General features: G+C 74.0%; 26 protein-coding genes. 9 read left to right on the top strand and 17 right to left on the bottom strand.

Translation table 11 applies throughout. The features are described from left to right. Nucleotides 1-39 precede the first annotated feature (39 nt). The gene (locus tag UXQ13_RS04480) at nt 40-642 is read left to right on the top strand and encodes a TIGR03085 family metal-binding protein (protein WP_225231943.1); all 603 of its coding nucleotides are present in this window, start codon (nt 40-42) and stop codon (nt 640-642) included. On the opposite strand, the gene hisF is transcribed toward UXQ13_RS04480, so the two are convergent. From hisF to priA, 3 genes are read right to left on the bottom strand one after another with little or no spacing between them, the layout of a single operon-like run. After that, nucleotides 639-1,430, bottom strand: coding sequence for an imidazole glycerol phosphate synthase subunit HisF (gene hisF / locus UXQ13_RS04475; RefSeq protein WP_225231944.1), 792 nt, complete (start codon nt 1,428-1,430; stop codon nt 639-641). The genes UXQ13_RS04480 and hisF overlap by 4 nt on opposite strands. Continuing rightward, complete coding sequence (locus UXQ13_RS04470; protein ID WP_225231945.1) at nt 1,427-1,816, bottom strand: RidA family protein; 390 nt, start codon at nt 1,814-1,816, stop codon at nt 1,427-1,429. The genes hisF and UXQ13_RS04470 overlap by 4 nt, the downstream gene beginning before the upstream one ends. Continuing rightward, entirely contained in the window at nt 1,813-2,550 is a 738-nt protein-coding gene (priA, locus tag UXQ13_RS04465) for a bifunctional 1-(5-phosphoribosyl)-5-((5-phosphoribosylamino)methylideneamino)imidazole-4-carboxamide isomerase/phosphoribosylanthranilate isomerase PriA (RefSeq protein WP_225231946.1), read from the bottom strand. Before priA ends, UXQ13_RS04470 begins: the two co-directional genes overlap by 4 nt. Before the next feature lie 165 nt (nt 2,551-2,715). Here priA and UXQ13_RS04460 point away from each other — a divergent pair, with 165 nt between their 5' ends. From UXQ13_RS04460 to UXQ13_RS04445, 4 genes are all read left to right on the top strand, one after another. Beyond that, nucleotides 2,716-2,919 (top strand): hypothetical protein, encoded by a 204-nt coding sequence (locus UXQ13_RS04460; RefSeq protein ID WP_225231947.1) that lies wholly within the window; start codon nt 2,716-2,718, stop codon nt 2,917-2,919. A 245-nt stretch (nt 2,920-3,164) separates the two neighbouring features. Then, a complete protein-coding gene (locus UXQ13_RS04455; protein ID WP_336391869.1) occupies nt 3,165-4,601 on the top strand; it encodes an HNH endonuclease signature motif containing protein in 1,437 nt (478 codons plus the stop codon). Nucleotides 4,602-4,606: 5 nt separating this feature from the next. Continuing rightward, complete coding sequence (locus UXQ13_RS04450) at nt 4,607-5,224, top strand: nitroreductase family protein (protein WP_336391868.1); 618 nt, start codon at nt 4,607-4,609, stop codon at nt 5,222-5,224. A 4-nt stretch (nt 5,225-5,228) separates the two neighbouring features. Next, nucleotides 5,229-6,293: a molybdopterin-dependent oxidoreductase gene (locus tag UXQ13_RS04445; RefSeq protein WP_225231950.1), complete on the top strand. Its 1,065-nt coding sequence runs from the start codon at nt 5,229-5,231 to the stop codon at nt 6,291-6,293. A gap of 3 nt (nt 6,294-6,296) precedes the next feature. Here the strand turns inward: UXQ13_RS04445 and hisH are convergent, their stop codons facing one another. Together hisH and UXQ13_RS04435 are read right to left on the bottom strand one after the other, a co-directional pair. Further along, nucleotides 6,297-6,932, bottom strand: a complete 636-nt coding sequence (gene hisH / locus UXQ13_RS04440; protein ID WP_225231951.1) for an imidazole glycerol phosphate synthase subunit HisH — start codon at nt 6,930-6,932, stop codon at nt 6,297-6,299. 38 nt (nt 6,933-6,970) lie between these two features. Further along, nucleotides 6,971-7,357, bottom strand: coding sequence for a nucleotidyltransferase family protein (locus tag UXQ13_RS04435; protein ID WP_225231952.1), 387 nt, complete (start codon nt 7,355-7,357; stop codon nt 6,971-6,973). 252 nt (nt 7,358-7,609) lie between these two features. On the opposite strand from UXQ13_RS04435, the gene UXQ13_RS04430 reads away from it, so the two are divergent. Then, nucleotides 7,610-9,094, top strand: coding sequence for a SulP family inorganic anion transporter (locus UXQ13_RS04430; protein ID WP_225231953.1), 1,485 nt, complete (start codon nt 7,610-7,612; stop codon nt 9,092-9,094). Between the two features lie 11 nt (nt 9,095-9,105). Then, nucleotides 9,106-9,438, top strand: a complete 333-nt coding sequence (locus tag UXQ13_RS04425) for a MerR family transcriptional regulator (protein ID WP_225231954.1) — start codon at nt 9,106-9,108, stop codon at nt 9,436-9,438. Between the two features lie 12 nt (nt 9,439-9,450). Here the strand turns inward: UXQ13_RS04425 and UXQ13_RS04420 are convergent, their stop codons facing one another. The 4 genes from UXQ13_RS04420 to hisD are packed head-to-tail and all read right to left on the bottom strand — an operon-like array spanning nt 9,451 to nt 12,641. Beyond that, nucleotides 9,451-9,624, bottom strand: coding sequence for a hypothetical protein (locus UXQ13_RS04420; RefSeq protein ID WP_225231955.1), 174 nt, complete (start codon nt 9,622-9,624; stop codon nt 9,451-9,453). A 3-nt stretch (nt 9,625-9,627) separates the two neighbouring features. Further along, nucleotides 9,628-10,224 (bottom strand): imidazoleglycerol-phosphate dehydratase HisB, encoded by a 597-nt coding sequence (gene hisB, locus UXQ13_RS04415; RefSeq protein ID WP_225231956.1) that lies wholly within the window; start codon nt 10,222-10,224, stop codon nt 9,628-9,630. Between the two features lie 33 nt (nt 10,225-10,257). Then, nucleotides 10,258-11,343 (bottom strand): histidinol-phosphate transaminase, encoded by a 1,086-nt coding sequence (locus UXQ13_RS04410; RefSeq protein WP_225231957.1) that lies wholly within the window; start codon nt 11,341-11,343, stop codon nt 10,258-10,260. Then, nucleotides 11,340-12,641 (bottom strand): histidinol dehydrogenase, encoded by a 1,302-nt coding sequence (gene hisD / locus UXQ13_RS04405; RefSeq protein WP_225231958.1) that lies wholly within the window; start codon nt 12,639-12,641, stop codon nt 11,340-11,342. The genes UXQ13_RS04410 and hisD overlap by 4 nt, the downstream gene beginning before the upstream one ends. 88 nt (nt 12,642-12,729) lie before the next feature. Between hisD and UXQ13_RS04400 the strand changes: the two genes are divergently transcribed. Then, a complete protein-coding gene (locus UXQ13_RS04400; RefSeq protein ID WP_225231959.1) occupies nt 12,730-13,605 on the top strand; it encodes an LON peptidase substrate-binding domain-containing protein in 876 nt (291 codons plus the stop codon). A 30-nt stretch (nt 13,606-13,635) separates the two neighbouring features. Here the strand turns inward: UXQ13_RS04400 and UXQ13_RS04395 are convergent, their stop codons facing one another. The 6 genes from UXQ13_RS04395 to lspA form a co-directional block, all read right to left on the bottom strand. Then, entirely contained in the window at nt 13,636-15,162 is a 1,527-nt protein-coding gene (locus UXQ13_RS04395) for an LCP family protein (protein ID WP_225231960.1), read from the bottom strand. Between the two features lie 124 nt (nt 15,163-15,286). After that, entirely contained in the window at nt 15,287-15,964 is a 678-nt protein-coding gene (locus tag UXQ13_RS04390) for a DUF2567 domain-containing protein (RefSeq protein WP_225231961.1), read from the bottom strand. A gap of 24 nt (nt 15,965-15,988) precedes the next feature. Then, on the bottom strand, nt 15,989-19,546 hold the full coding sequence (gene dnaE / locus UXQ13_RS04385; RefSeq protein ID WP_225231962.1) for a DNA polymerase III subunit alpha: 3,558 nt from the start codon (nt 19,544-19,546) through the stop codon (nt 15,989-15,991). 144 nt (nt 19,547-19,690) lie between these two features. Then, complete coding sequence (locus tag UXQ13_RS04380; protein ID WP_225231963.1) at nt 19,691-20,530, bottom strand: CPBP family intramembrane glutamic endopeptidase; 840 nt, start codon at nt 20,528-20,530, stop codon at nt 19,691-19,693. 16 nt (nt 20,531-20,546) lie between these two features. Further along, complete coding sequence (locus UXQ13_RS04375) at nt 20,547-21,479, bottom strand: RluA family pseudouridine synthase (RefSeq protein WP_225231964.1); 933 nt, start codon at nt 21,477-21,479, stop codon at nt 20,547-20,549. A 20-nt stretch (nt 21,480-21,499) separates the two neighbouring features. After that, nucleotides 21,500-22,117: a signal peptidase II gene (lspA, locus tag UXQ13_RS04370; protein WP_225231965.1), complete on the bottom strand. Its 618-nt coding sequence runs from the start codon at nt 22,115-22,117 to the stop codon at nt 21,500-21,502. A gap of 204 nt (nt 22,118-22,321) precedes the next feature. Here lspA and UXQ13_RS04365 point away from each other — a divergent pair, with 204 nt between their 5' ends. Next, the gene (locus UXQ13_RS04365; RefSeq protein ID WP_225231966.1) at nt 22,322-23,881 is read left to right on the top strand and encodes a malate:quinone oxidoreductase; all 1,560 of its coding nucleotides are present in this window, start codon (nt 22,322-22,324) and stop codon (nt 23,879-23,881) included. Nucleotides 23,882-23,902: 21 nt separating this feature from the next. Here UXQ13_RS04365 and UXQ13_RS04360 read toward each other — a convergent pair whose 3' ends face one another. Then, entirely contained in the window at nt 23,903-24,862 is a 960-nt protein-coding gene (locus UXQ13_RS04360; protein WP_225231967.1) for a phytanoyl-CoA dioxygenase family protein, read from the bottom strand. Further along, nucleotides 24,859-25,749 carry a class I SAM-dependent methyltransferase gene (locus UXQ13_RS04355; protein ID WP_225231968.1) on the bottom strand — a complete coding sequence of 297 codons (891 nt, stop codon included), beginning with the start codon at nt 25,747-25,749 and terminating at the stop codon, nt 24,859-24,861. Before UXQ13_RS04355 ends, UXQ13_RS04360 begins: the two co-directional genes overlap by 4 nt. Nucleotides 25,750-25,779: the final 30 nt, after the last annotated feature.

Raw genomic sequence — 25,779 nt, 5'->3', positions numbered from 1 at the left:
CTCGGCTACGCGATTTGGTCAGCCCGGTACAACGGGGTGGTGGCCGACTCCCCCGCACCCCTGTCCCGCACCGAGCGCGCCGCCCTGGCCGACCTGCTCGCCGAGCTCGGCCCCGACGAGCCGACCTGCTGCACCGGCTGGACGACGGCCGACCTGGCCGCCCACCTGGTGGTGCGGGACCGCCGGCCCGACGCCGCCCCCGGCGCGGTCCTGGGCGGTCCGTTCGGCCGGTGGACCGAGCGGGTGATGGACCGGACCCGGCGCAGCACGTCGTGGCCGGAGCTGGTGGCGCAGGTGCGGACCGGCCCGCCGGTCTGGGTGCCGACGTCGTGGGGTCCGGTGGACCGACTGGTGAACGGGTCGGAGATGACCATCCACCACGAGGACGTGCGGCGGGCCCGGCCGGACTGGGCGCCGCGGGAGCTGCCCCGGTCGGCGCAGGACGAGCTGTGGGCGCAGGTGGGCTTCCTGGCCCGGACCCGGCCGCGCTCGGACCGCGGGCTGCAGGTGCGGCGGACCGACACCGGTGAGTCCCGCACCATCCGCGAGGGGTCGCCGGTGGTCACCGTCGCCGGCGAGCCGCTGGAGGTGCTGCTGTGGGCCAGCGGCCGGGAGGACGTGGCCCGGGTCGAGGTCTCCTAGACCGGGTGGTCGGTCCCGTGCCGCACGGGGACACCGGCGCCGTCCAGGGCGGCCTTGACGTCGCCGATGCGCAGGTCGCCGAAGTGGAAGACGCTGGCGGCCAGCACCGCGTCCGCCCCGGCGGCGACGGCCGGGGCGAAGTGCTCGACGGCGCCGGCACCCCCGCTGGCGATCACCGGCACGGTGACCTCGCGGCGGACCTGTCGGATCAGGTCGAGGTCGAAGCCGGCCTTGGTGCCGTCGGCGTCCATCGAGTTGATCAGCACCTCGCCGACGCCGAGCCGGGCGGCCTCGACGACCCACTGGACGGCGTCCCGGCCGGTGCCGCGGCGGCCGCCGTGGGTGGTGATCTCGAAACCGGAGTCGGTGACCGCGCCGTCCTGGCACCTGCGGGCGTCCAGGGACAGCACCAGGACCTGGTTGCCGTAGCGGTCGGCGATCTCGGCGATCAGCTCGGGCCGGGCGACGGCCGCGGTGTTGACGGCGACCTTGTCGGCGCCGGCCCGCAGCAGCTTGTCCACGTCGTCGGCGCTGCGGACGCCGCCGCCGACGGTGAGCGGGATGAACACGCTCTCCGCGGTGCGCCGGACGACGTCGTAGGTGGTCGCCCGGTCCCCGGAGGAGGCGGTGATGTCCAGGAACGTGAGCTCGTCGGCGCCCTCGGCGTCGTAGACCCGGGCCATCTCGACCGGGTCGCCGGCGTCGCGCAGCCCGACGAAGTTGACGCCCTTGACCACGCGGCCGGCGTCGACGTCCAGGCACGGGATGACCCGCACGGCCAGGCTCACGACCCGAACCCCACGAACGCGTCCGCCTCGACCTCGACCAGCATGGCCGGGTCGATCAGTGCGCTGACCTGCACCATGGTGGTGGTCGGGCGGGCCCGGCCGAAGAACTCCCCGTGCACCCGGCCCACCTCCTTCCACGCGGTGATGTCGGTGAGGTAGATCCGGGTGCGGACGACGTCGTGCACCGAGGACCCGGCGCCGTCCAGCGCGTCCACGACGTTGGTCAGCGCCTGGCGCATCTGGGCCGCGGCCCCGCCCTCGACCACCACGCCGTCCACGCTGCCGGTGGTGCCGCTGACCCACACCAGCTCGCCGGCGCGCACGACGCGGCTGTAGCCGACGACGTCCTCGTAGGGGCCGCCGGACCCCAGGCGCCAGGCGATCACGCCGTCGCGACCTGCTCGGTCAGGGCGAGCGCCTCGGGCAGGGTGAACTGGCCGGCGTAGAGCGCCTTGCCCACGATGGCGCCCTCGACGCCGACGGTGACCAGCCCGGCCAGCGCCCGGATGTCGTCCAGGCTGCTCACGCCGCCGGAGGCGATCACCGGGCGGTCGGTGGCCGCGCAGACCTCGCGCAGCAGCTCCAGGTTGGGGCCCTTCAGCGTGCCGTCCTTGGTGATGTCGGTGACCACGTAGCGGGCGCAGCCCTCAGCGTCCAGGCGGGCCAGGGTCTCGTAGAGCTCACCGCCCTCCTGGGTCCAGCCGCGCGCCGCCAGCCGGGTGCCGCGGACGTCCAGGCCGACGGCGATCCGGTCGCCGTGCTCGGCGATCGCCCGGGCGCACCACTCCGGGGACTCCAGGGCAGCGGTGCCCAGGTTGACCCGCCGGCAGCCGGTGGCCAGGGCCGCCTGCAGCGAGGCGTCGTCCCGGATGCCGCCGGAGAGCTCGACGTCGACGTCCAGCTCGCCCACCACACGGGCCAGCAGCTCGCGGTTGGATCCACGGCCGAAGGCGGCGTCCAGGTCGACCAGGTGCACCCACTCGGCGCCGTCCCGCTGCCACGTCATCGCCGCCTCGAGCGGGTCGCCGTAGGAGGTCTCGCTGCCGGCCTCCCCCTGGACCAGGCGCACGGCCTGGCCATCGGCGACGTCGACGGCGGGGAGCAGCTGCAGCTTCGGCACGACCACAGCCTAGGGAGCGTCTCCGACACCGCTGCGGAGCCCACTGGGCCCGACCGGTCGCCGGGGGGGCAGCGTCACCGACGGCGGGCTGCCCCGGCGGGCCGCCCTGCCGCCCACCGGCCCGACCGGGGTGCGCCCGGCGACCCTTACCGGACGGCGCACTGCGTGGGCCTGCCGCTGCTGTCCACCGACAAGGCCGCCTGGCGCGGCGCCCCGCTCATCACAGGCGCCGACCGGGCCGACGTCGAGCGGCAGGGTCGGGGTCAGGAGCTGCGCCGGGTGCGGGGCGAACACGCCCGCACCCGGGAGGTCACCCCTCAGGACGTCCCCGACTTCCTTCGCACCCGCCGCGTATCCGCGTGCCGCTGACCTCCGCGGGGCGGACGACCCTGGCGTCGACCCCCCGGTATCGGTGCCGGCCGGCTCGCCACCGGTGCGCGCGGAGGGCAGGGCATCGCCGCGCCCCTGCCCCGCGCGGACAGCTCCACCCAGCCCTGATCACAACTCCCCGCAGTTGACGCACTACCCATCTGACCTGCTCGTTTGCCTAGCCGGGTGGAGAGCGAGGCGGTATGATTCGATCAGGTGTTCGGAGCGTGAGAGGAGGTCGGTAAGTGGGTCTGGACTCCGGCACACCGCCGCGCACGACGCCCTCGGGGTGGGTGCCCGAGGCGTTGCCGCCCGGTGCGCTCGGGGCCGACCGAGCACCGGCCAGCTCCTCGGTGGCGGCAGCCCGGCGACTGCCCGAACCCCCACCGGACGACGTCGCCGCGGTGATCGACGCACTGCTGACAGCCGTCGATGCCGAGCTGAGCAGCGCGACGTCGGCGCAGCTGCTGGACCGTGCCCGCGGACTGGCCAGGGCGCAGAACCTGATCACCACCGAGCTCGCACGGGTCGTCGCCCACGCCGAGACCCACGAAGCCGCCTCCGCAGACGGCCTGACCGGCATGCGGCCCTGGCTGCGCGGACACGTCGGAGCCACCGGCCCGGAGGCCGCGGCGGTGCTGGCCGCAGGTCGGGTGCTGGAGCGGATGCCGGTCCTGGCCGCTGCAGCCGCCGAGGGCGCAGTCAGCCACGGCCAGCTCGGCGTCATCGGGCGGATCCTCACCGCCGACGTCTGGGCCACCGGTGAGGCCGCCGGGATGGACATGACCGCCGCCGACCAGGCCGTCACCGACACGATCACCGGCGACCACCCCCGCACCCTGACCCAGGTGTGCCAGCGGATCGCCGACCTCATCGACCCCGACGGCCCCGCACCCGCCGACCCCACCGCCGGCCGGTTCCTGCGGATCACCCGCCGGGCCGACGGGTCCCGCACCATCCGCGGATCCCTCGACGCCGCCGGCGGGGAGAAGGCCGAAGCCGCCCTCGAGTCGATCGCTGCATCCAGCCGCTGCGACGGTGACCTTCGCACGTCCGAGCAGCGGTCAGCCGACGCCCTCGTGCAGCTCGCCGACCTGCAGCTGGCCGCGGGGAACCTGCCGGTGCTGCGCAAGGTCAAGCCGCAGCTGACCGCCCTCATCCAGCTCGAGGACCTGGCCGACCCGACCGGCGTCGCCGCCGCTGCCACGCTCGGCTCCGGAGCGACCGCCTCATCCCTGGTCGCCCGCCAAGCCGCCTGCGACGCCGACATCGCCCGCATCGTCCTCGGCCCCGACTCCCTCCCCCTGGACGTCGGCCGAGCTCAGCGCCTGGTCCCGGCCCACATCCGCCGAGCCGCGGAAGTCCGCGACGGCGGCTGCGTCTTCACCGGCTGCCACGCCCCCGCCTGGTGGTGCGACGCCCACCACCTCGTCCACTGGATCGACGGCGGCGACACCTCGCTCGACAACACCGCTCTGCTCTGCGAACGCCACCACACCCAGGTCCACCACGGCTTCGCGCTCAGCTGGGACCCGGGCACGGGCCGATGGCGCACCCATCGCCCCGACGGCACCGAGATCCTGACCGGGCCGCTCACCGACACCCGCGGCGACCCGCTCCCCGACCTGCACACCGCCGACCCACCCCTGTTCCCGCCACCGAGCTGGCCCGGGGCAGGCTGAGCCGCATGGAGTTCGCGGAGGTGCTGCGCCGGCGGCGGATGGTGCGCGACTACGACCCCGACCGGCCGGTGCCGGGCGAGGTCCGGGAGCGGCTGCTGGCGCACGCCCTGCGCGCACCGTCGGCCGGGTTCAGCCAGGGCTGGGCGTTCCTGGTGCTCGAGTCCCCCGAGGAGCGCGACGCCTTCTGGACGGCGACCACCGGCGACGGCGCCCCCGACGGCTGGCTCACCCGGATGCGCCGCGCCCCGCTGCTGGTCGTGCCGTTCAGCCACAAGGCCGCCTACCTGGACCGGTACGCCGAGCCCGACAAGGGCTGGACCGACCGCGACGAGGCCCGGTGGCCGGTGCCCTACTGGGACGTCGACACCGGCATGGCATCGCTGATGATGCTGCTCACCGCCGTGGACGAGGGCTTGGGCGCCTGCTTTTTCGGCGTGCCCCCCGAGCGGGTGGCCGGGCTGCGCGCGGCGTTCGGCGTCCCCGAGGCGTACACGCCGATCGGCTGCGTCTCGGTCGGCTACCCGGGTACCGAGGACCGCCGCTCGCCGTCGCTGCGCCGGGGCCGGCGCGGGGTGGACGAGGTCGTGCACCGCGGCCGCTGGGGCGGCACCGGCGCACACTGAGCCCGTGGTCGCGCCCCGAGGTCTGCAGCGCGCCGGACGACGGTCCAACCTGGCCCTGCTCGGGCTGCTGCTGGTCGCCGGCGGCACCGGGGTGCTGGGCTTCGCCGTCGGCACCCCGACCGCCGGGCGGGTGGTCGCGGTGGCGCACGGCGCGGCCGGGCTCGGCCTGCTGCTGCTCGTGCCGTGGAAGACCGTCGTCGTCCGGCGGGCCCGGAGCAAACCGCCAGCACTGCGCGCGCCCTCGGCGGCCTACTGGCTCACCGGCCTGGTAGCCGTCTGCGTGGTCAGCGGGGTGCTGCACGCCGCCGGGGCCGCCGGCATCTGGGCGACGTCGGGCACCCCGATCGCCGCGCTGCAGGTGCACGTGGGCACCGCCATCGGCGTCGTCGTCGTCCTGGTCGCGCACGTCTGGGGCCGGCACCAGCGACCGCGGCCGGTCGACCTCAGCCGGCGCACGCTCCTGGGTGCCGGCGCGCTGGCCGGCGGGTCCTACGTGCTGTGGACGGCGACCGAGGGCATCTGGCGGCTGACCGGCGTGCCCGGCGCGACCCGCAGCGGCACCGGGTCCTACCAGCGCGGCACCGACGACCCCCCGGCCATGCCCGTCACCCAGTGGGCGTCGGACACCGTCCCGGAGTCCACGGCCACCGAGGTCCGGCTGACCGGAGGCGGCCGCACCGTCGCCGTCCCGGTGGACGACCTGGACCGCGGGGACACCGTGCGGGCCACGCTGGACTGCACCGGCGGCTGGTACGCCGAGCAGGACTGGCGCGGGACCACGCTGCACCGCCTGGTCACCGAGCAGCTCGGCGAGGGCATGCTCGACGACGACGGGCACTGCATCCGGCTCACATCGGTGACCGGCTTCTCCCGCCGGATCCCGGTCCGCGACGCCCGGACGACCCTGCTGGCCACCCACGCCGCCGGGCGACCGCTGTCCTCCGGGCACGGGGCACCGGCCCGGCTGGTCGCACCCGGACGGCGCGGCGTCTGGTGGGTGAAGTGGGTGGACCGGGTCGAGGTGCTGGACTCCCCGTGGTGGCTGCAGCCCCCGTTCCCGCTGCAGTAGGGCTCAGCCCAGCGTCTGCAGCCAGTTGGTGAGCAGCGCGGCACCGGCGTCCCCGGACTTCTCCGGGTGGAACTGGGTGGCGGTCAGCGCGCCGTTCTCCACCGCGGCGACGAACCGGTCGCCGTGCTCGACCCAGGTCACCGCAGGCGGCTTCAGCGGACCGGTGTCCTCGCGGCCCAGCGGGAAGTCGCGCACGCCGTACGAGTGCACGAAGTAGAAGCGCTCGTCCTCGATGCCGGCGAACAGCGTCGAGCCCTCGGCCACCTGCACGGTATTCCAGCCCATGTGCGGCAGCACCGGGGCGCGCAGCTCCTCCACGACGCCGGGCCACTCGGCGCAGCCCGCGGCGTCGTAGCCGTGCTCGATGCCGCGGTCGAAGAGGATCTGCATGCCCACGCAGATGCCCAGCACCGGCCGGCCGCCGGCCAGCCGCTTGCCGATCAGCTTGGGGCCGTCGACGGCCCGCAGGCCGGCCATGCAGGCGGCGAAGGCGCCGACACCGGGGACGACGAGGCCGTCGGCCTCCAGCGCGACGTGCGGGTCGGCGGTCACCGTCACCTCGGCGCCCACCCGGGCCACCGCGCGCTCGACCGAGCGCAGGTTGCCCGATCCGTAGTCCAGGACGACGACGTTCTTCACCCGCCCAACGCTACCCACGCCCCGCCACCGGACGGCGGTCACCGCCAGGGCAGCACCGTGAGCTCGGGCCACTGCGCCTGCCAGCGCGCCGCCTTGGCCTCGTACACGTGCCGCGGTGCCAGGACCGGGTTCGGCCGGACCACCAGGCCGAACAGGTCGTCGAAGCCGTGCGGTGCGTAGACCTCCCCGGTCCGCACCGACACCCCCACGCAGCAGCAGACCGCCGCGAAGTGGTCGACGGCGTCCCGGCAGTCGGTGAAAGGTCGTGGGGCCGGGGAGCCGAAGTGCTCGGCGTACCAGAGGTGCACCCGGGCCTCGTTGCGCACCTCCACCGGTACCGGGGCGTCGGCGAACACCTCCCCGGCCCGTCGGATGACGACGTCCTCGGCCTCCCAGGACAGCAGAAGGACCCTCGTGCCCCCCACCACTCGCAGGCTCGCGGCGGGCCCCTGCACGAGGGCCGAACAGAACCCCGGCGGTCAGCCACGCGTCCGGGAGCTCCAGCTCCCCCGCCCGGTCCAGCACCCCGGACACGGTGGGGTCGGCGAGCACCAGCTCGAGGAAGCGTCGTTCGTCACCCATGCCGACTCTCCCCTCACGTCAGGGTAGGTTCGGCGACGGTGCGGCCCCGCGACCGCGCGGTGCGGCCGGCCTCCCCCTGACCCGAGAACGGTGCCATGACGTCTGCCCTGCTCCCCCGCACGACCCCCGACTGGGTCGCCGCCGTGAAGGACCCCCGCCGGCTGCGGGTCGAGGTGCTCGCCGGTCTCGTCGTCGCCCTGGCACTGATCCCCGAGGCGATCAGCTTCTCGATCATCGCCGGCGTCGACCCGCGGGTCGGCCTGTTCGCCAGCTTCACCATGGCGGTCACCATCGCCGTCGTCGGCGGGCGACCGGCGATGATCTCGGCCGCCACCGGCGCCGTCGCCCTGGTCATCGCGCCGCTGGTGGCCGACCACGGCCTGCCCTACCTGATCGCCGCCGTGCTGCTCGGCGGCGTGCTGCAGATCGCCCTGGGCCTGCTCGGGGTCGCCCGGTTGATGCGCTTCGTGCCGCGCAGCGTGATGGTCGGCTTCGTCAACGCCCTGGCCATCCTGATCTTCGCCGCGCAGGTGCCGCAGCTGGTCGACGTCCCCTGGCTGGTGTACCCGATGGCCGCGGTCGGCCTGCTGATCATCTTCGGCCTGCCCCGGCTGACCACCGCCGTCCCCGCGCCGCTGGTGGCGATCGTGGTGCTGACCGCCACCGCGGTGGCCGCGGGCATCGACGTGCCCACCGTCGGCGACCAGGGCGCCCTGCCCGACAGCCTGCCCGCGCTGCTGCTGCCCGACGTGCCGTACACCCTGGAGACGCTGCAGATCGTCTTCCCCTACGCCCTGGGGCTCGCCGTCGTGGGCCTGCTCGAGTCGCTGATGACCGCGACCCTGGTCGACGACCTCACCGACACCCGGTCGTCGAAGACCCGGGAGTCCGTGGGCCAGGGCGTGGCCAACCTGGTCACCGGCGCCTTCGGCGGCATGGGCGGCTGCGCCATGATCGGCCAGACCATGATCAACGTGCGGTCGGGAGCGCGCACCCGGGTGTCCGCCTTCCTGGCCGGGGTCTTCCTGCTCGTGCTGGTCGTGGTGCTCGGCGACGTGGTGGCCGTCATCCCGATGGCGGCGCTGGTCGCGGTGATGGTCTTCGTCTCGATCGCGACCTTCGACTGGCACTCCCTGCGCACCCTGCGCCGCATGCCGCGCAGCGAGAGCGCGGTGATGCTGGTGACCGTGGCGGTCGTGGTGGCCACCGACAACCTGGCCATCGGCGTCGGGGTCGGCGTCCTCACCGCCTGCGTGCTCTTCGCCCGCCGGGTGGCGCACCTGGTCACCGTGACGCCCGGTCCGGTCGAGGACGGCGTGCGCACCTACACGGTCAGCGGGGCGCTGTTCTTCGCCTCCAGCAACGACCTGGTCGGCCGGTTCGACTACGCCGGCGACCCCGCGCGGGTGGTGGTGGACCTGTCGGCGGCCCAGGTGTGGGACGCCTCCAGCGTCGCGGCGCTGGACGCCGTCGAGCACCGCTACGCCGCCCGCGGCACCACCGTCGAGCTGGTCGGGCTCACCGGCGACGCCGGGCACTGGCACCGCCGGCTGGCCGGCCAGCTGGGCGCGGGGCACTGATGGGCCACGGCATGCTGCAGATCGGCGAGGTGGCCGACCGGATCGGTCTGTCGCTGCGGACCATCCGGTACTACGAGGAGGTCGGCCTCGCCGTCCCCTCGGCGCGCTCGGAGGGCGGCTTCCGGCTCTACACCGAGGACGACGTCGAGCGGCTGCGGGTGATCATGCAGATGAAGCCGCTGGGCTTCTCCCTGGAGGAGATGCGCGAGCTGCTGCAGGTCCTGGACGACGGCGGCCCGGCCGACCGGCTGGCGCACTACCGGCAGGCGGCGGCCGAGCGGGTGGCCGGGCTGCGCGACCGGCTGGCGACCGCGGAGGCGTTCGCCGACCGGCTCAGGACCTGAGCAGGGCCCGGCTCAGAAGCGCAGGACGCCCGAGGCGATGGCCAGGGCGGCGGCCAGCACCAGGACGCCGGTGAACACCAGCTGCCCGGTCGTCCGGCCCTTGACCGGGTCGTCGGCGCGGAAGATCGAGTAGGCGCCGCCGAGCAGGAAGAGCCCGATCGCGATGAGCCCCGAGGCGAAACCCACCGGTTACAGCGCGCCCTTGGTCGAGGGCACGTCGGTGACCCGGGGGTCCAGCGCGACGGCGGTGCGCAGCGCGCGGGCCAGGGCCTTGAACTGGCCCTCGACGATGTGGTGGGCGTCCCGGCCGGCGTAGAGCACCCGGACGTGCAGGGAGATGCGGGCGTTGAACGCGAAGCTCTCCAGCACGTGCTTGGTCAGCGAGGTCGGGTAGTCCGGCCCGATCATCGGGGTCATGCCCTCGGGCTCGGCGTGCACGAAGTACGGCCGGCCGGACAGGTCGACGGCGGCCTGCACCAGCACCTCGTCCATCGGGATGGTCGCGTCGCCGTAGCGGGTGATGCCGCGCTTGTCGCCGAGGGCCTCCGCGAACGCCACGCCCAGGGCGATGGCGACGTCCTCGACGGTGTGGTGGGCGTCGATGTGCAGGTCGCCGTCGGCCTGCACCCGCAGGTCGATGCCGCTGTGCTTGCTCAGCGCGGTGAGCATGTGGTCGTAGAACCCGACCCCGGTGGCGATGGAGCTGGTGCCGGTGCCGTCGAGGTCGACCTCGACGACCAGCTTCGTCTCTTTGGTGGTGCGCTCGACGCGGGCGGTGCGGCTCATGGTGGTCATCCTCCCAGGCCCTCGGCCGACAGCTCAGCCCACCTGGTCGACGGCCTCACCCAGGGCGGTGAGGAAGGCGTCGGTCTCCGCCGGGGTGCCCGCGGTCACCCGCAGCCAGCCGGGCAGCCCGACGTCGCGGACCAGCACGCCCCGGTCCAGCAGGGCCTGCCAGACCGCCGGGGCGTCGGCGAAGCCGCCGAACAGGACGAAGTTGGCGTCGCTGGGCACGCTGGTCAGCCCGAGGCCGGGCATCGCGGCGACGATCCGGTCGCGCTCGTGCGTGACGGCGTCCACGGTGGCCAGCAGGGCCTCGGTGTGCGCCAGCGCGGTGCGGGCGGCGGCCTGCGTGAGGCTGGACAGGTGGTAGGGCAGCCGGACCAGCTGCAGCGCGTCGACCACGGCCGGGTCGGCGGCCAGGTACCCCAGCCGCAGCCCGGCCATCCCGAACGCCTTGCTCATCGTGCGGCTGACCACCAGCCGCGGCCGGCCGGCGAGCAGGGTCAGCGCGGACGGCGTGCCCGGGCGGGCGAACTCGGCGTAGGCCTCGTCGACCACGACCACGCCCTCGGTCGCCTCGTACAGCGCGGTGACCGTGGCCAGGTCGACCGCCGTCCCGGTGGGGTTGTTCGGGCTGGTGACGAAGACGACGTCCGGGCGCAGCTCGCGCACCTGTGCGACCGCGGCCTCGGGGTCGATGGTGAAGTCCGCCCGCCGGTGGCCGTCGACGAAGGTGCCGCCGGTGGCCGCGGTGATCAGCGGGTGCATCGAGTAGGACGGCGTGAAGCCCAGCGCGGTGCGCCCGGCGCCGGCGAACAGCTGGCTGAGCTGCTGCAGGATCTCGTTGGACCCGTTGGCCGCCCACACCTGCGCAGGCGTCACCGCGGTGCCCGACCGGGAGAGGAACGCGGCCAGGTCGGTGCGCAGCGCCACGGCGTCCCGGTCGGGGTACCGGTTGAGGTCCAGCGCCGCCGCGCCGAGCGCCGCGCCGAGGTCGGCGAGCAGCGCGTCGGGCAGCGGGTACGGGTTCTCGTTGGTGTTCAGCCGGTGCGCGGCGGGCACCTGCGGCGCGCCGTACGGCGACCGCCCCTCGAACTCCGGCCGGACGGGCAGCCCGGTCACTTCTGCCGGACGGCGACGGCCGCCGCGTGGGCGGGCAGGTCCTCAGCGTGCGCCAGGACGTCGACGTGCCGGGCGACGTCGGCGAGGGCCTGCTCGTCGTACTCGACCAGGTGGATGCCGCGCAGGAAGGTCTGCACGCTCAGCCCGCTGGAGTGCCGGGCGCAGCCGCCGGTGGGCAGCACGTGGTTGGACCCCGCGGCGTAGTCGCCCAGGGAGACCGGCGCCCAGGGCCCGACGAAGATCGCCCCGGCGTTGCGCACCCGCAGCGCGATCTCGCGCGGGTTGCGGGTCTGGATCTCCAGGTGCTCGGCGGCGTAGGCGTCGACGACCGCGAGGCCGTCGTCCAGGTCGTCGACCAGCACGATGCCGGACTGGCTGCCGGCCAGGGCGGTGTCGATCCGGTCGCTGTGCTTGGTGGCGGCCACCTGGCCGGGCACCAGCTCGAGGACGGCGTCGGCCAGCGGCTCGCTGGTGGTCACCAGGACCGCACCGGCCAGCGGGTCGTGCTCGGCCTGGCTGATCAGGTCCGCGGCGACGTGCACCGGGTCGGCGGTGTCGTCGGCGAGCACGGCGACCTCGGTCGGGCCGGCCTCGCTGTCGATGCCGATCAGGCCGCGCAGCAGCCGCTTGGCCGCGGTGACGTAGACGTTGCCCGGCCCGGTGACCAGGTCGACCGGCTCGCAGGCACCCGCGCCGTAGCCGAAGACGGCGATGGCCTGGGCCCCGCCGACGGCGTAGACCTCGGTGACGCCGAGCAGGGCGCAGGCGGCCAGCACGCCCTTGTCGGGCAGGCCGCCGTTGTCGCGCTGCGGCGGCGTGGCCACCGCGATCGACTCGACCCCGGCGATCTGGGCCGGCACCACGTTCATCACCACGCTGGACAGCAGCGGGGCCAGGCCGCCGGGCACGTACAGGCCCACGCGGCGGACCGGGACCCAGCGCTCGGTGACGGTGCCGCCGGGGACGACCTCGGTGGTGACGTCGGTGCGCCGCTGGTCGGCGTGCACCTTCCGGACCCGGGAGACCGCCTCCTCCAGCGCCTCGCGCAGCAGCGGGTCGCAGGTGGCGAGCGCGTCGTCCAGGGCGGCCTGCGGGACGGCGAAGTCCTCGGCGTCCACGCCGTCGAGCCGGGCGGTGATCTCGCGGACCGCCTGCGCCCCGCGCAGCCGGACGTCCTCCAGCAGCGGGCGGACCACCGCCTGCACGCTCTCGACGTCGGTGCCGGCCCGGGGCAGCAGCCCGGACAGCTCGCGGACCCCGGGCAGCTGGGATCCGCGCAGGTCGATGCGGGTGAGCACGGGTACCTCCGGGTGACGACGACGGACCTGCCCAGGGTAGTTGCGCGACGACGGGCCCCCGGGTGCCCACCCCCGTAGGGTTCGGCGCGTGGGCGAGCTGATCCCGTTGTTCCCGTTGGGGAGCCCCTTGTTCCCCGGCGTCGTGCTGCCCCTGCAGATCTTCGAGCCGCGCTACCGGAGGCTGGTGGCCGACCTCGTCGCCCGGCCCGAGGGCAGCGGGCCGCGGTCCTTCGGCGTGGTCGCCATCCGGCAGGGCTGGGAGGTCGAGCGGGTGGCACCGACCGAGGCGCTGTTCGACGTCGGCTGCACCGCGGTCGTCCGGGCGGTCACCCCGCAGGCCGACGGCGGGTACCGGCTGGTCACCGTGGGCGCCGACCGGTTCCGGCTGCTGGACGTGGTGGTCGCCGACGACCCGCCGTACCTGCAGGCCGAGGTGGAGTGGCTGGGCGAGGAGGAGGCGGCCGAGGAGGCCGCCGGCGACGCCGACGGCCTGACCTCGACCGACGGGTCTCCGACCCGCGCCGAGGCCGACCTGGCCGCGTCGGTCGCCCAGGGGTCGCTGGACCTGCTGGTCGGCAACGTCTCCGAGCTGTTCTCCCGGTACGTGACCGAGGTGGCCGTGCTGCGCAGCGGCGGCCGTCCGATCGAGCTCGACGACGAGGAGGAGGCCGAGCTGCTGGCCGACCTGGGCCTGGACGGCGTCGAGGACGGCGAGACGGCCGGGTCGGCGGCGGCCGCGCTGCTGGACCAGGTCGGGGACGACGCCCGCGCGCTGTCCTACCTGGTGGCCTCCGCCGCGCTGCTCACCACCGAGGACCGGCAGGCCCTGCTCGCCGAGTCCGCCACCCGCCGGCGGCTGGCGGCGGAGTCCCGGCTGCTGCGCCGGGAGCTCACGCTGCTGCGCGAGCTCGGGGCTGTGCCGGTGCCGCTGCAGTCCTTCGCCACCCCGATGACCCCCAACTGAGCCAGAGCCCGGCCGCGGCCGGGCCCGGCCTCAGTTGATGCAGCTGGTGTCGGCGGCGGTGCGCTCGGGGTTGACGTAGGACCCGGGCACGACCGGCTCGGTGGTCGGGGCGGGGGCCGCCACGGCCTCCCCGACGGCCTCGAAGTCGGTGCCCAGGGTCAGCGTGACGGTGCCCTCGACGAGGCTGTCGTCCACGGTCAGCGCGGCGCCGGGCACCTGGGCGGCCAGCACGGCCGCGGCCGCGTCGTCGCCGGTGGCGTGGGCGATGGTCGTCGTCCGGGTGGCCTCGGCGTTGCCGCCGCTGCTGGCCGCGAACCCGGACTCGGCGAGTGCCGCGGCCGCACCGGCGGCGGCACCGGCGACCCCGGAGCCGTTCAGCACCGACACCGTGACGTCGGCCGGGGCGACGGTGGCCGGGGCCTCGGTCACCGGAGCGCCCGGGTCGGCGACCGGCTCGGGGTCGGCGGTCAGGTTGGCGAAGAAGTCGGTGAGCACCGGGGCGTCGGGCAGCCGCAGCACGGAGGTGCCGTCGACCTCGCCGTCGGTCAGGCCGGGGATGGTCTGGAAGGTGATGCTGCCCGGCTGCACGTTCTGCATCTGGGCGGCGAGGGTGAAGATGTCCAGCCCCTGGTCGAGGGTGACGCTGGTGCCCACCTGCTCGACGATCTGCCGCTGCTTGGTCGGGTCCAGCAGCGTGTTGGACGACAGCACGTTGCGCAGCATCCCGGCGATGAACACCTGCTGGCGGGCCACCCGGTCGAAGTCCGAGGACCGCTCCCCCACCCCGTGCCGCTGCCGGACGAAGAGCAGGGCCTGCGCGCCGCTGAGGGTCTGCGGGCCGGCGTCGAAGTGCGCGCCGGTGACCGAGTCGTCGCTCGCGGCGCACAGGTCGACGTCGACCCCGCCGACGATCTGGGTGAGGTTGATGAACCCCAGCAGGTTGATCTCGGCGTAGTGGTCGATCTGCAGGCCGGACAGCGAGCTGATGGTCTGGATCAGCAGCCGCGCCCCGGCGGACCGCTTCTCCTCCTCGGTCGACCGCTCGTCGACGCTGTCGTAGCCCAGGCTGTAGGCCGAGTTGAGCTTGCCCCGACCCTGCCCGGGGATGGCCACGTACATGTCGCGCGGGAAGGACACGAAGGACGCCGCGGACCCGTCGGCCGGGATGTGCACCAGCATCATCGTGTCGGTGTTGTTCAGTCCGTCGGGGTTGCCGGTGGCGTACTCGTCGACCTGGTCGGCGGTCAGCCCCGCACGGGAGTCCACGCCCACGAGGAGCATGTTCATCTCCTGGCCGGCGTGGGTGTTCCCGTTGACGTCGGAGTTGCCGGTCGTCGGGATCGCGTCGGTGCGGTTCACGCTGGCCTCGGCCACGCGGATCAGGTACCAGCCCCACCCGCTGCCGGCGACCAGGACGACGCTGAGCACCCCGGCCATCAATCGTGCGGCGACGGCGAGCCGGCGTGTGCCGGTCCGCCCGGTCGACCCGGCCCCGGGCGACCGGCCCAGCCGGGGGTCCAACCGGGCCGGCAGCGCCGACCGCTCCTCGGGGCTCATCGGGGGACCCGGACGGGCTCGGCCGGCGAGGACGGGGGGACGGACCATGACTGCACGGAACCGAGGGTGACAGCATGGGAGCTGTGGGTGACGGAACGACGCGGGTCGGCGCCGTACCGTTCCGTCACTCGGGGACCGCAGGTCCCAGGCGTCCCTCCGCGGTCGGTCCGGCGGGGTGCGCCGGGTGCGGGTCCTCGCGGCCCAGGTCATCACGGCCCAGGTCATCACGGCCCAGGTCATCGCGGCCGGTGAGCACGGTGGCGACCAGGTAGACCAGCACCGCGGCGAACGGTCCGATGGCCAGCGAGGCCAGCATGTTCAGGTCCAGCGCGGTGGTCACCTCCCGCCCCACGGTGGTCAGGTCCTCCCGGGACGGGCCGCGCCCGAGCAGCGCGCCGAGCTGCCAGGCGGTGAGCGAGGCGGCCAGCATGCCGGCGGCCAGCGACACCAGGGTGACCACCCCGCGCCGGCGGACCAGCGTCCAGCCGACCAGCCCGGCCAGCAGCCCGAGACCGCCCAGCAGGAGCACGTAGACGCCGTCGTCGCCCATGAACAGCTCCGGGTCCACCAGGCCGCCGCCGGTCACCGCGACGTCCCCCGCGGCGGAGGTGACGGTGAACTGCGCCCGGGGGGCCAGCCACAGCCAGAGCAGGCCGGCGCCCAGCCCGAGCACGGCGAGCAGCAGCACGGTCAGCACGCCGCCGCGGACGTCCTCCCGGCTGCCGCGCAGCCCGGGGACGCCCGTTGCGACAGCGGGCGGACGGGGACCCTCCGGCCCGGTCAGGAGGTCAGCGCTGGTCACGGCCGCGATGCAACCACACGGACCTCAGAGGATCGCGACGCTCGTCGGACCCAGCAGCGCCTTGATGTCGCCCATCAAGGCGGTGCTCGGCCGGACGGACAGTCGCTGGTCCAACCGCAGGACCGTCTCCCGCTGCCCGTTGATCAGCTTGAGCTGCACCTCGGTGGTGCCGGGGTGGCTGCCCAGCACCTCGCGCAGCCGCTCCACCACCGGCGGGGTGCACCGGGCGGCCGGCATCGAGACCAGCACCGGACCGCGCGGGCCCTCGGTGAGCTCGGGGATGGTCACCTCGGACCCGAAGATCGAGGGTGTGTCGTCGCGTCGGGAGATGCGGCCCTTGACCACCACGATCTGGTCCCGGGCGACCTTGTCCTGCACCTCGAGCCAGGTCTTGGGGAAGAACAGCACCTCGATGCCGGCCTCGAGGTCCTCGACGGTGGCGATCGCCCAGGGTGCGCCCTGCTTGTTGGTGCGCGGGGAGACCGCGGTGAGGATCCCGGCGACGGTGACGTTGGCGCCGTCCTCGACCCCGCCGGCCAGGATCTCGGCCAGCGAGGTGTCGGCGTGGCTGGTCAGCACGTGCTCCACGCCGTGCAGCGGGTGGTCGGAGACGTAGAGGCCGAGCATGTCGCGCTCGAAGACCAGCCGCTCGGCCTTGGACCAGTCGGCGGTGGGGATCGGGATGTTCAGCGCGGCCGCCAGCGGGTCGTCGGCGCCCAGGTCGTCGCCGCCGCCGAACAGGTCGAACTGGCCCTCGGCCTCGCGCCGCTTGAGCCCCATCGCGGAGTCGACGGCCTGCACGTGGATGGCCGCGATGCCCTGGCGGGAGTGCCCCAGGGAGTCGAACGCCCCCGCCTTGGCCAGGGACTCGATGACCTTCTTGTTGCAGGCCACCGTGTCGATCTTGCGCATGAAGTCGGCGAAGTCGCGGAAGGCGCCCTTCTCCTCGCGGGCCTTGACGATCGAGGCCACCACGTTGTGCCCCACGTTGCGCACCGAGGCCAGGCCGAAGCGGATGTCGGCGCCGACGGCGGTGAAGTCCCAGGAGGACTCGTTGACGTCCGGGGGCAGCACCTTGATGCCCATCCGGCGGCACTCGGCGAGGTAGATCGGCCGGCGGTCCTTGTCGTCGCCGACGCTGGTCAGCAGCCCGGCCATGTACTCGGCCGGGTAGTTGGCCTTGAGGTAGGCCGTCCAGTAGGACACCAGGCCGTAGGCCGCCGAGTGCGCCTTGTTGAAGGCGTAGTCGGCGAAGGGCACCAGGATGTCCCACAGCGTCTTCACCGCGGCCGCGGAGTAGCCGTTGGCCTTCATGCCGGCCTCGAAGCCCACGTACTCGGCGTCCAGCACCGACTTCTTCTTCTTGCCCATCGCGCGGCGCAGCAGGTCTGCGGCACCCAGGGAGTACCCGGCCACCTTCTGCGCGATCGCCATGACCTGCTCCTGGTAGACGATCAGGCCGTAGGTCTGGCCGAGGATCTCCTCCAGGGACTCGGCGAGCTCCGGGTGGATCGGCACGATCTCCTGCTGGCCGTTCTTGCGCAGCGCGTAGTTCGTGTGCGAGTTGGCGCCCATCGGACCGGGCCGGTAGAGCGCGCCGACGGCGGAGATGTCCTCGAAGTTGTCCGGGCGCATCAGCCGCAGCAGCGACCGCATCGGGCCGCCGTCGAACTGGAAGACCCCGAGCGTCTCGCCCTTGGCCAGCAGCTCGTAGGTCTTGGGGTCGGTGAGCTCCTTGCTGAGCTCGTCCAGGTCGATGGCCGGCTTGCCGTTGATCACGATGTTGCGCAGCGCGTCGTCGATGACCGTGAGGTTGCGCAGGCCCAGGAAGTCCATCTTGAGCAGCCCGAGCGTCTCGCAGGTCGGGTAGTCGAACTGCGTGATGATCGCGCCGTCGGCCTCGCGCCGCATGATCGGCACGCTGTCGATCAGCGGGTACCGGCCGATGATGACCCCGGCGGCGTGCACGCCCCACTGCCGCTTCAGGCCCTCGAGCTTGCGGGCCTGGTCGACCACCTCGGCCGCGCCGGGGTCGGACTCGTAGCGGGCCCGGAACTCGGCGGCCTCCTTGTAGCGCGGGTGGCTCGGGTCGAAGACCCCCGTCAGCGGGATGCCCTTGCCCATCACGTCCGGCGGCATGAGCTTGGTGAGCTCGTCGCCGACGGAGAAGGGCCGGTCCAGCACCCGGGCGGCGTCCTTGATCGCGGCCTTGGCCTTGATCGTGCCGTAGGTGACGATCTGGCTGACCCGCTCCTCGCCGTACTTGTCGGAGACGTAGCGGATCACCTCGCCGCGCCGGCGCTCGTCGAAGTCGATGTCGACGTCGGGCATGGAGACGCGCTCGGGGTTCAGGAACCGCTCGAAGATCAGGCCGTGGGCCAGCGGGTCCAGGTCGGTGATGCCCATGGCGTAGGCGGCCAGCGAACCGGCGGCCGACCCACGACCGGGCCCGACGCGGATGCCGTTGTCCTTGGCCCAGTTGATGAAGTCCGCGACCACGAGGAAGTACCCCGGGAAGCCCATCTGGACGATGATCCCGACCTCGTAGTCGGCCTGCTTGCGCACGTGGTCGGGGATGGTGCCGCCGGGCCAGCGCTTGTGCAGCCCGCGCTCGACCTCCTTGATGAACCAGGAGGTCTCGTCCTCGCCCTCGGGCAGCGGGAACCGCGGCATGAGGTCGGCACCCTCGGTGAAGGTGACCTGGCACTGCTCGGCGACCAGCAGGGTGTTGTCGCAGGCCTCGGGCATCTCGCTGAACAGCGAGCGCATCTCGGCGGCGGACTTCAGGTAGTAGCCGTCGCCGTTGAACCGGAAGCGGTTGGGCTCGTTGAGCCGCGAGCCGGTCTGGATGCAGAGCAGGGCGTCGTGGGCGTCGGCGTCCTCGCGGTGGGTGTAGTGCAGGTCGTTGGTGCCCAGCAGCGGGATGCCGAGGTCCTTGGCGATCTCCAGCAGCGCCGGCTTGGTCTGCTTCTCGATCGACAGGCCGTGGTCCATGACCTCGGCGTAGAAGTTCTCCCGGCCGAAGATGTCCTGGAAGTCCGCGGCGGCCTGCCGGGCCCGGTCGACCTTGCCCGCCCGCAGCCACATGTTGACCTCGCCCGACGGGCAGCCCGTGGTGGCGATGAGGCCCTTGCCGTAGCGCTCCAGCAGGTCCCGGTCGAAGCGCGGCTTGCGGTACTGGCCCTCGAGGCTGGCCAGCGACGACAGCCGGAACAGGTTGTGCATGCCCTCGGTGGTGCGGGCCAGCAGCGTCATGTGCGTGTAGGCGGCCTTGCCCTTGGACGACGCGCCCTCGCCGTCCTCGTCGGCGATGGCGCCGAACTCGAACGGGGAGCGGTCGAAGCGCGACCCGGGCGTGTAGTAGCCCTCCATGCCGATGATCGGCTTCACGCCGGCGGCCGTGGACTGCTTGTAGAAGTCGTAGGCGCCGAAGACGTTGCCGTGGTCGGTCATGGCCAGCGCCGGCATGCCCTGGGCCGCGGCGGCCTTGGTCAGCTCGGGCAGCTTCGCCGCGCCGTCGAGCATCGAGTACTCGGTGTGCACGTGCAGGTGCACGAAGTTCTCGCTCGAACCACTGGGCACGGATGCGCTCCTCACAGGTCGGTGGTGCAGGTGCAGGTGGTGCTGACCGGCGGGGAAGGCCGTGTGCGGACCGGTGCGGTGTCTCGGGGGTGGCGCCCGGGGTGTGGCCCCGGGTGCACCCCCGATCCTCGCACTGCTGGCTGTCTACTCCGAGGGTCCGACAGAGTCGCGCTGGTCTCCCTGCGTGTCCCGCCGCGCGCCACGGGCCGGCCGCAGGGGCGGGAGCGCCGAGGAGGGCACCAGCAGGAAGCGCAGGTCGACCGCGGCGTGCAGCAGCACCGGCAGCAGCAGCGACCCGGTCTGCAGGTAGAGCGCGGCGAACACGCCCCCCAGGACGCCGGTGAGCAGCACCCCGGCCAGGCCCTGGTAGGCGTGCGCGGCGCCGAAGGCGACCGCCGCGACGACCACCAGCCAGCCCGACGCCAGGCCCGGGACGACGGCGGCGACCACCGCGAGGAAGAAGCCGCGGTAGAGCCATTCCTCGCAGATCCCGGCAGTGGCGCCCACCACGGCGAACAACCGGCGCTCGCCGGCCGACCGGGGCAGCAGGGCCACCGTGGACTGCACGGCGGGCTCGCTGTGCCGGCCCTCCCCCGGGCGCGGGCCCGGCGGCGGCTGCGCGGCGAGCGCACCCGAGCGCAGCGCCCGGGTCGACACCACCACGAAGCCGACCAGCAGCAGGCAGGCTCCCCCGGTGACCCACCCCGGCCAGGCCTTCGGCCAGCGCAGCCCGAGCTGCCCGCCGTCGACGTCCGGGGCGGCCAGGAAGACCACCAGGACCAGCAGCGACAGGCCCCACTCCAGGATCAGCAGCCGGACGTAGAAGGACCGCCGGGCCCGGGCGTCGGTGCGCATCCGGTCCTCGAACCGGCGGTGCAGCACGTGCCCGACGACCGGCTCGCCGACGACCAGGTACCCCGCCACCACGACCGCGGCCAGGGCGGCCGGGCCGAAGTCGGCGAGGGTGTCGGGCAGGCCGGTCACGTGCGGTGGGGAGCCCTCAGGACTCGTCGCGCAGCCGGCCCAGCGCGCCGGCGAGGTCGGCGGGGTACGTGCTGGCGAACTCGACCCAGCGGCCGTCGGCCGGGTGGGCGAACCCCAGGCGCATCGCGTGCAGCCACTGCCGGGAGACCCCGAGCCGGGCGGCCAGCGTGGGGTCCGCGCCGTAGGCCATGTCGCCGACCAGCGGGTGCCGCATGGCCGAGAAGTGCACCCGGATCTGGTGGGTGCGGCCGGTCTCGAGCTTCACGTCGACCAGGGAGGCCGCGGGGAAGGCCTCCAGGGTGTCGTAGTGGGTGACCGACGGCCGCCCGGTGCTGACCACGGCGAACCGCCAGTCGTGCTTGGGGTGCCGGTCGATCGGGGCGTCGATGGTGCCGCGCGACGGGTCGGGGTGCCCCTGCACGAGCGCGTGGTAGCCCTTGTCGACCGTGCGCTCCTTGAACGCCTGCTTGAGGAGGGTGTAGGCCCGCTCGCTCTTGGCCACCACCATCAGCCCGGTGGTGGCGGCGTCCAGCCGGTGCACGATGCCGCGCCGCTCCTCGGCCCCGCTGGTCGAGATCCGGTACCCGGCGGCGGCCAGGCCGCCGACGACGGTCGGGCCGTCCCAGCCGGGGCTGCCGTGCGCGGCGACGCCGACGGGCTTGTCGACCACGACCACGTCGTCGTCGTCGTGCACGATGCCCATCCCGACCACCTCGCGCGGCGGGGCGGGCTCACCCGGCGGCGGGGGCAGCTCGACCTCCAGCCAGCTGCCGGCGGTGAGCCGGTCGCCCTTCCCGCGGGCGCGGCCGTCGACGAGCACCCGGCCCTGGTCGGCGAGGTCGGCGGCGGCGCCGCGGCTGAGGCCGAACAGCCGGGCGAGGGCCTGGTCGACCCGCTGGCCCTCCAGGCCGTCGGGCACCGGGAGCTCGCGGTGCAGGCTGGCGGTCATCCCGCCATTGTGACCGACGATCAGTCGTCGGCCGGCCGCACCGCGGGGACGTCGTCCTCGCTGGCGTCCTTGCTGTCGTGCTTGCTGTCGTCGGGGCGTCCGCGGGAGCCGTCGAACTCGATCCCGCGGACGGCGAGCACCGCACCGAGGATCCCGCCGCAGACGATCGCGGAGTCGGCGACGTTGAAGATCGGCCACACCCGGCCGTAGGGGTCGAACAGCGACAGGAAGTCCACGACGCCACCGCGGAGGAACCCGGGGTCGCGGAAGACCCGGTCGACCAGGTTGCCCACCGCGCCGCCGAGCACCAGGCCCAGGGCGACCGCCCAGCCGGTGCTGAACAACCGGCGCGCGGCCCGGACGATCACCACCACGACCACCGCCGCGATCAGGCTGAACACCACGGTGGCGCCCTCGGCGAAGGAGAACGCAGCACCGGTGTTGCGGGCCTCGGTGAGGTAGAGCGCGCCGCCGAGCAGCCGCAGCGGCGGCCGGTCGGACAAGGTGGCGACCACGGTCAGCTTGGTGACCAGGTCCAGCGCGAGGATCCCCGTCGCCAGGCCGACCAGCAGCAGCGTGCGCGGCCGGCGGGGGGACGCCGGGGTCGGCTCGGTCGGGCTGGAGGGTTCCGCGGGCACGGCACGACGGTACCCAGGGCGACGCCCACCTCCGGCCGGGTACGGACCGGCCTCCCCCGGGAGGAGCATGGCGAGGGTCACACCGCCCGGGTGAGGTGCCCGGCGCCGGGTGGGACGACCATGGCAGGGACGAGCGGTGATCCCGCTCCCCCTGAACGCATCGCGCGGCACCGACCGCCGCGCGGGACCACCAGGAAGGCTCCTGTGACCAGCGCCGCCAGCTCCACCAGCTCCGCACCGGGCGAGTACGCCCACCCGGTCATCCCCGACACGTCGCGCCCCGACGTGGTCCTGGTGGGCGGCGGTGTCATGAGCGCGACGCTGGCCGCCCTGCTGGGCATCGTGGCGCCGCACTGGTCGATCACGCTGTTCGAGGCCGGCGACAAGGTCGCCGCCGAGAGCTCCGACGGCTGGAACAACGCCGGCACCGGGCACTCGGCGCTGTGCGAGCTGAACTACACCCCGGCGGGCAAGGACGGCACGGTCGACGCGACCAAGGCCAACCAGATCAACGAGCAGTTCCAACTGTCCCGGCAGTTCTGGTCGCACCTGGTGCGCACCGGGCTCACCGACTCGCCCAAGCACTTCATCACCCCCGTGCCGCACATCAGCTTCGTGCACGGCACCGAGGGCCAGGACTACATGCGGGCCCGGCACGCGGCGCTGACGGCGTCCCCGCTGTTCGCCGAGCTCGAGCTGACCACCTCGCAGGACGAGCTGGCCGGCTGGGTGCCGCTGATGATGGAGGGCCGCGACCCGGCCCAGCCGGTCGCCGCCACCCGGTCCACCGCGGGCACCGACGTCGACTTCGGCTCGCTGACCCGGCTGCTGCTGGACCAGGCGACCAGCCGCGGCGTGGCCGTGCACACCGGCACCAGCGTGCAGGACCTGGAGCGGACGACGGACGGCCGCTGGAAGGTGACCGCCCGGCACCACGCCAGCGGCGAGGAGTTCACCGTCAACGCCGGGTTCGTCTTCGTCGGCGCCGGCGGCGGCGCGCTGCCGCTGCTGCAGCGCGCGGACATCCCCGAGATCAAGGGGTTCGGCGGCTTCCCGGTGTCCGGGCTCTTCCTCCGCTCCAAGAACGAGCAGCTGGCCGCCCGGCACCAGGCCAAGGTCTACGGCCAGGCCGCCGTCGGCGCCCCGCCGATGTCGGTGCCGCACCTTGACCTGCGGCTGATCGACGGCCAGCAGTCGCTGCTGTTCGGGCCCTACGCCGGGTTCTCGCCCAAGTTCCTGAAGTCCGGCTCCTGGCTGGACCTGCCCCGGTCGGTACGGCTGGGCAACATCGGCTCGATGCTCGGTGTCGCCCGCACCCAGACCGCGCTGACCCGCTACCTGGTCGGCCAGGTGCTGCAGCGCCCCTCGGACCGGCTCGAGGCGCTGGAGGAGTTCGTGCCCACCGCCGAGGGCGACGACTGGGAGATGATCCACGCCGGCCAGCGCGTGCAGGTCATCAAGCAGGACGCCAAGGGCCGCGGCGTGCTGCAGTTCGGCACCGAGCTGATCGTCGGCGGCGAGGGCACCATCGCCGGCCTGCTGGGCGCCTCCCCCGGCGCGTCCACCGCCGTCGCGGCGATGCTGGACCTGCTGCGCCGGGCGTTCCCCGACCAGCACGCCGACTGGGAGCCCCTGCTGCGCGAGGCCATCCCCTCCTACGGCCGCACCCTCGCCGAGGAGCCGGCGCTGCTGGCCGAGGTCCGCGAGGAGACCACCCGCACGCTGCAGCTCACCGGTCCGGTGGAGCTGGCCGGCGCCCGCTGAGGCGCCGGCCGGCCCGCCGGCCTAGCTGACGACGGGGTTCACCGGGGTGTCGATGACCTCGCCCGGCCGGGCCCCGGGCAGGAACTGCTGCCACTCCCCCGACACCAGCGTCGGCCGGGGCACGACCGCAGCGCCGTCGGCGAAGTAGGTCGTGGCCAGCACCATCCGCGGCGCGGTGGTCCGGTTCGGCCCGGCGGTGTGGAAGCACAGGCTGGAGTGCACCGAGACCTCCCCCAGCTCGAACGGCCCGTCCTCGACCGAGACCTCGGCGTCGGCGAAGGCCTGGGACACCGCGCGGTCGTAGCTGGCGTCGGTGGTGGAGAACGGGACGTCGTCCACCAGCCGGTGCAGGTCGACCCCGCGGGCGAAGGACAGCGGACCCATCTCCCGGGGCGTCTGCTGCAGCGGCATCCACACCGTGGCCACCCGCTGGCTGTCGATCGGGAAGTGGTGGTCGTCGAAGTGCCACGGCGTCCGGCCGCACGCGGGCTCCTTGGCCAGCACGTTGTCGTGGTAGATCCGCACGTCGGCGACGTCGAGCAGGTCGGCGACCAACCGGCCCAGCCGGCGGGCCAGCACGAACTCGGCGATCTCCCCGGACCGGGTCCACATCAGCTCGTCGCTGGTGAACCGGCCCGCCGGGCGGTCCCGGCCGCCGGCGGCCAGGTGCTCGACCAGCAGGCGGCGCAGGCGGCCCACCGCGGCCGGCGGCAGCACGCCGCGCAGCTTGACGAAGCCGTCGCGGGCGAAGGTGGCCCGCTGCTCCGCGGTGACCGGGTAGGTCTCGGCGAGCAGGGCGGCCAGCTCGTCGGCCGGGGGCTCGGGCAGGGCGGCGGGCTCGGCCAGCTCGAGCAGGGGGCCGTCGTCCCCGCCGCCGTCGGCCAGCGTCAGGTACCAGTCCCACCAGGCGTTGTTGTCCCCGGTCCAGGCAGTGTCCAGCCCGTCGCGCTCGGCGTGCGTCTGGCTCACGTTGCCGCTCATGCGTGGCGCACCGTGATCAGCGAGACGGCGTGGTCGAACACCCAGCGGCCGTCCTCGACGCAGGAGGCCAGGTAGCCACCGAGCACCGGGTCGGCCTCCATGGCCTCCAGCGACACCGAGTCGTCGAAGACGCAGCGCTGCAGGAAGCCCTCCGCGGTGGCCCGGTCGTCCAGGGCCACCGAGGTGCGGTAGGTCAGCAGCTCCTCGGACACGGTCACCGGCAAGCCGGCCAGCGCGGCCACCACCTGCTCGGCGGAGGTGTAGGGCACCCGGACGCCGTCGGGGTCGAAGGACCCGCGGAACGCCTCGTCGACGACCAGGTAGTGCGAGGCGGTGGTGGCCTGCGCGACGACCCCGAGCCCGCCCGGGGCGATGGCCTCGACGAACCGGGCCATCCCGGGCCCGACCTCGTCGGGGGCCAGCGCGTACAGCCCGTGCGTGCTCCAGACCAGGTCCCAGCCGCCGGGCCGGACGACGAGGTCCTGCACGGTGCACTCGTGGTCGGCGGCACCGACGAACGGCGGCGCCAGGGTGCCGCGGGCCTCGTCCAGGCTGAACCGCGACGGGTCCAGCAGGTCGGTCTCGACGACCAGCTCGCCGGCCAGCGCCGCGACGGCGGGGGTGGCCAGCAGGGCGGTGGGGAACTTGCCGCTGCCGCAGGCGACGTCCAGCAGGGTCAGGCGGTCCCGGCCGGCGGCCAGGTCGCGGAAGATCCCGGCCCAGTCGCGGGCCGCGGCCAGCTGGCGGTAGTCCTCGGTGGCGAGGGCGTAGAAGGCCTCCATGCCGCGGCGGCCGGCCTCGGACCAGTGCGCGAGGCTCGCCGCGGACGTGGCGGAGGAGGGAGCCGAGGTCGGGGCGGGTGAGGGGGTGGTGGGAGCAGGGTGCACCTGCGCAGCCTGCGCCCCGGCCCCGGCCGG

The sequence above is a fragment of the Klenkia terrae genome, from assembly GCF_037083865.1.
In the GTDB taxonomy this organism is placed as follows: Bacteria; Actinomycetota; Actinomycetes; order Mycobacteriales; family Geodermatophilaceae; genus Klenkia; species Klenkia terrae.
Note: the sequence above shows the minus strand (reverse complement) of the source record. Positions and strands in the feature narration are given on the sequence as shown.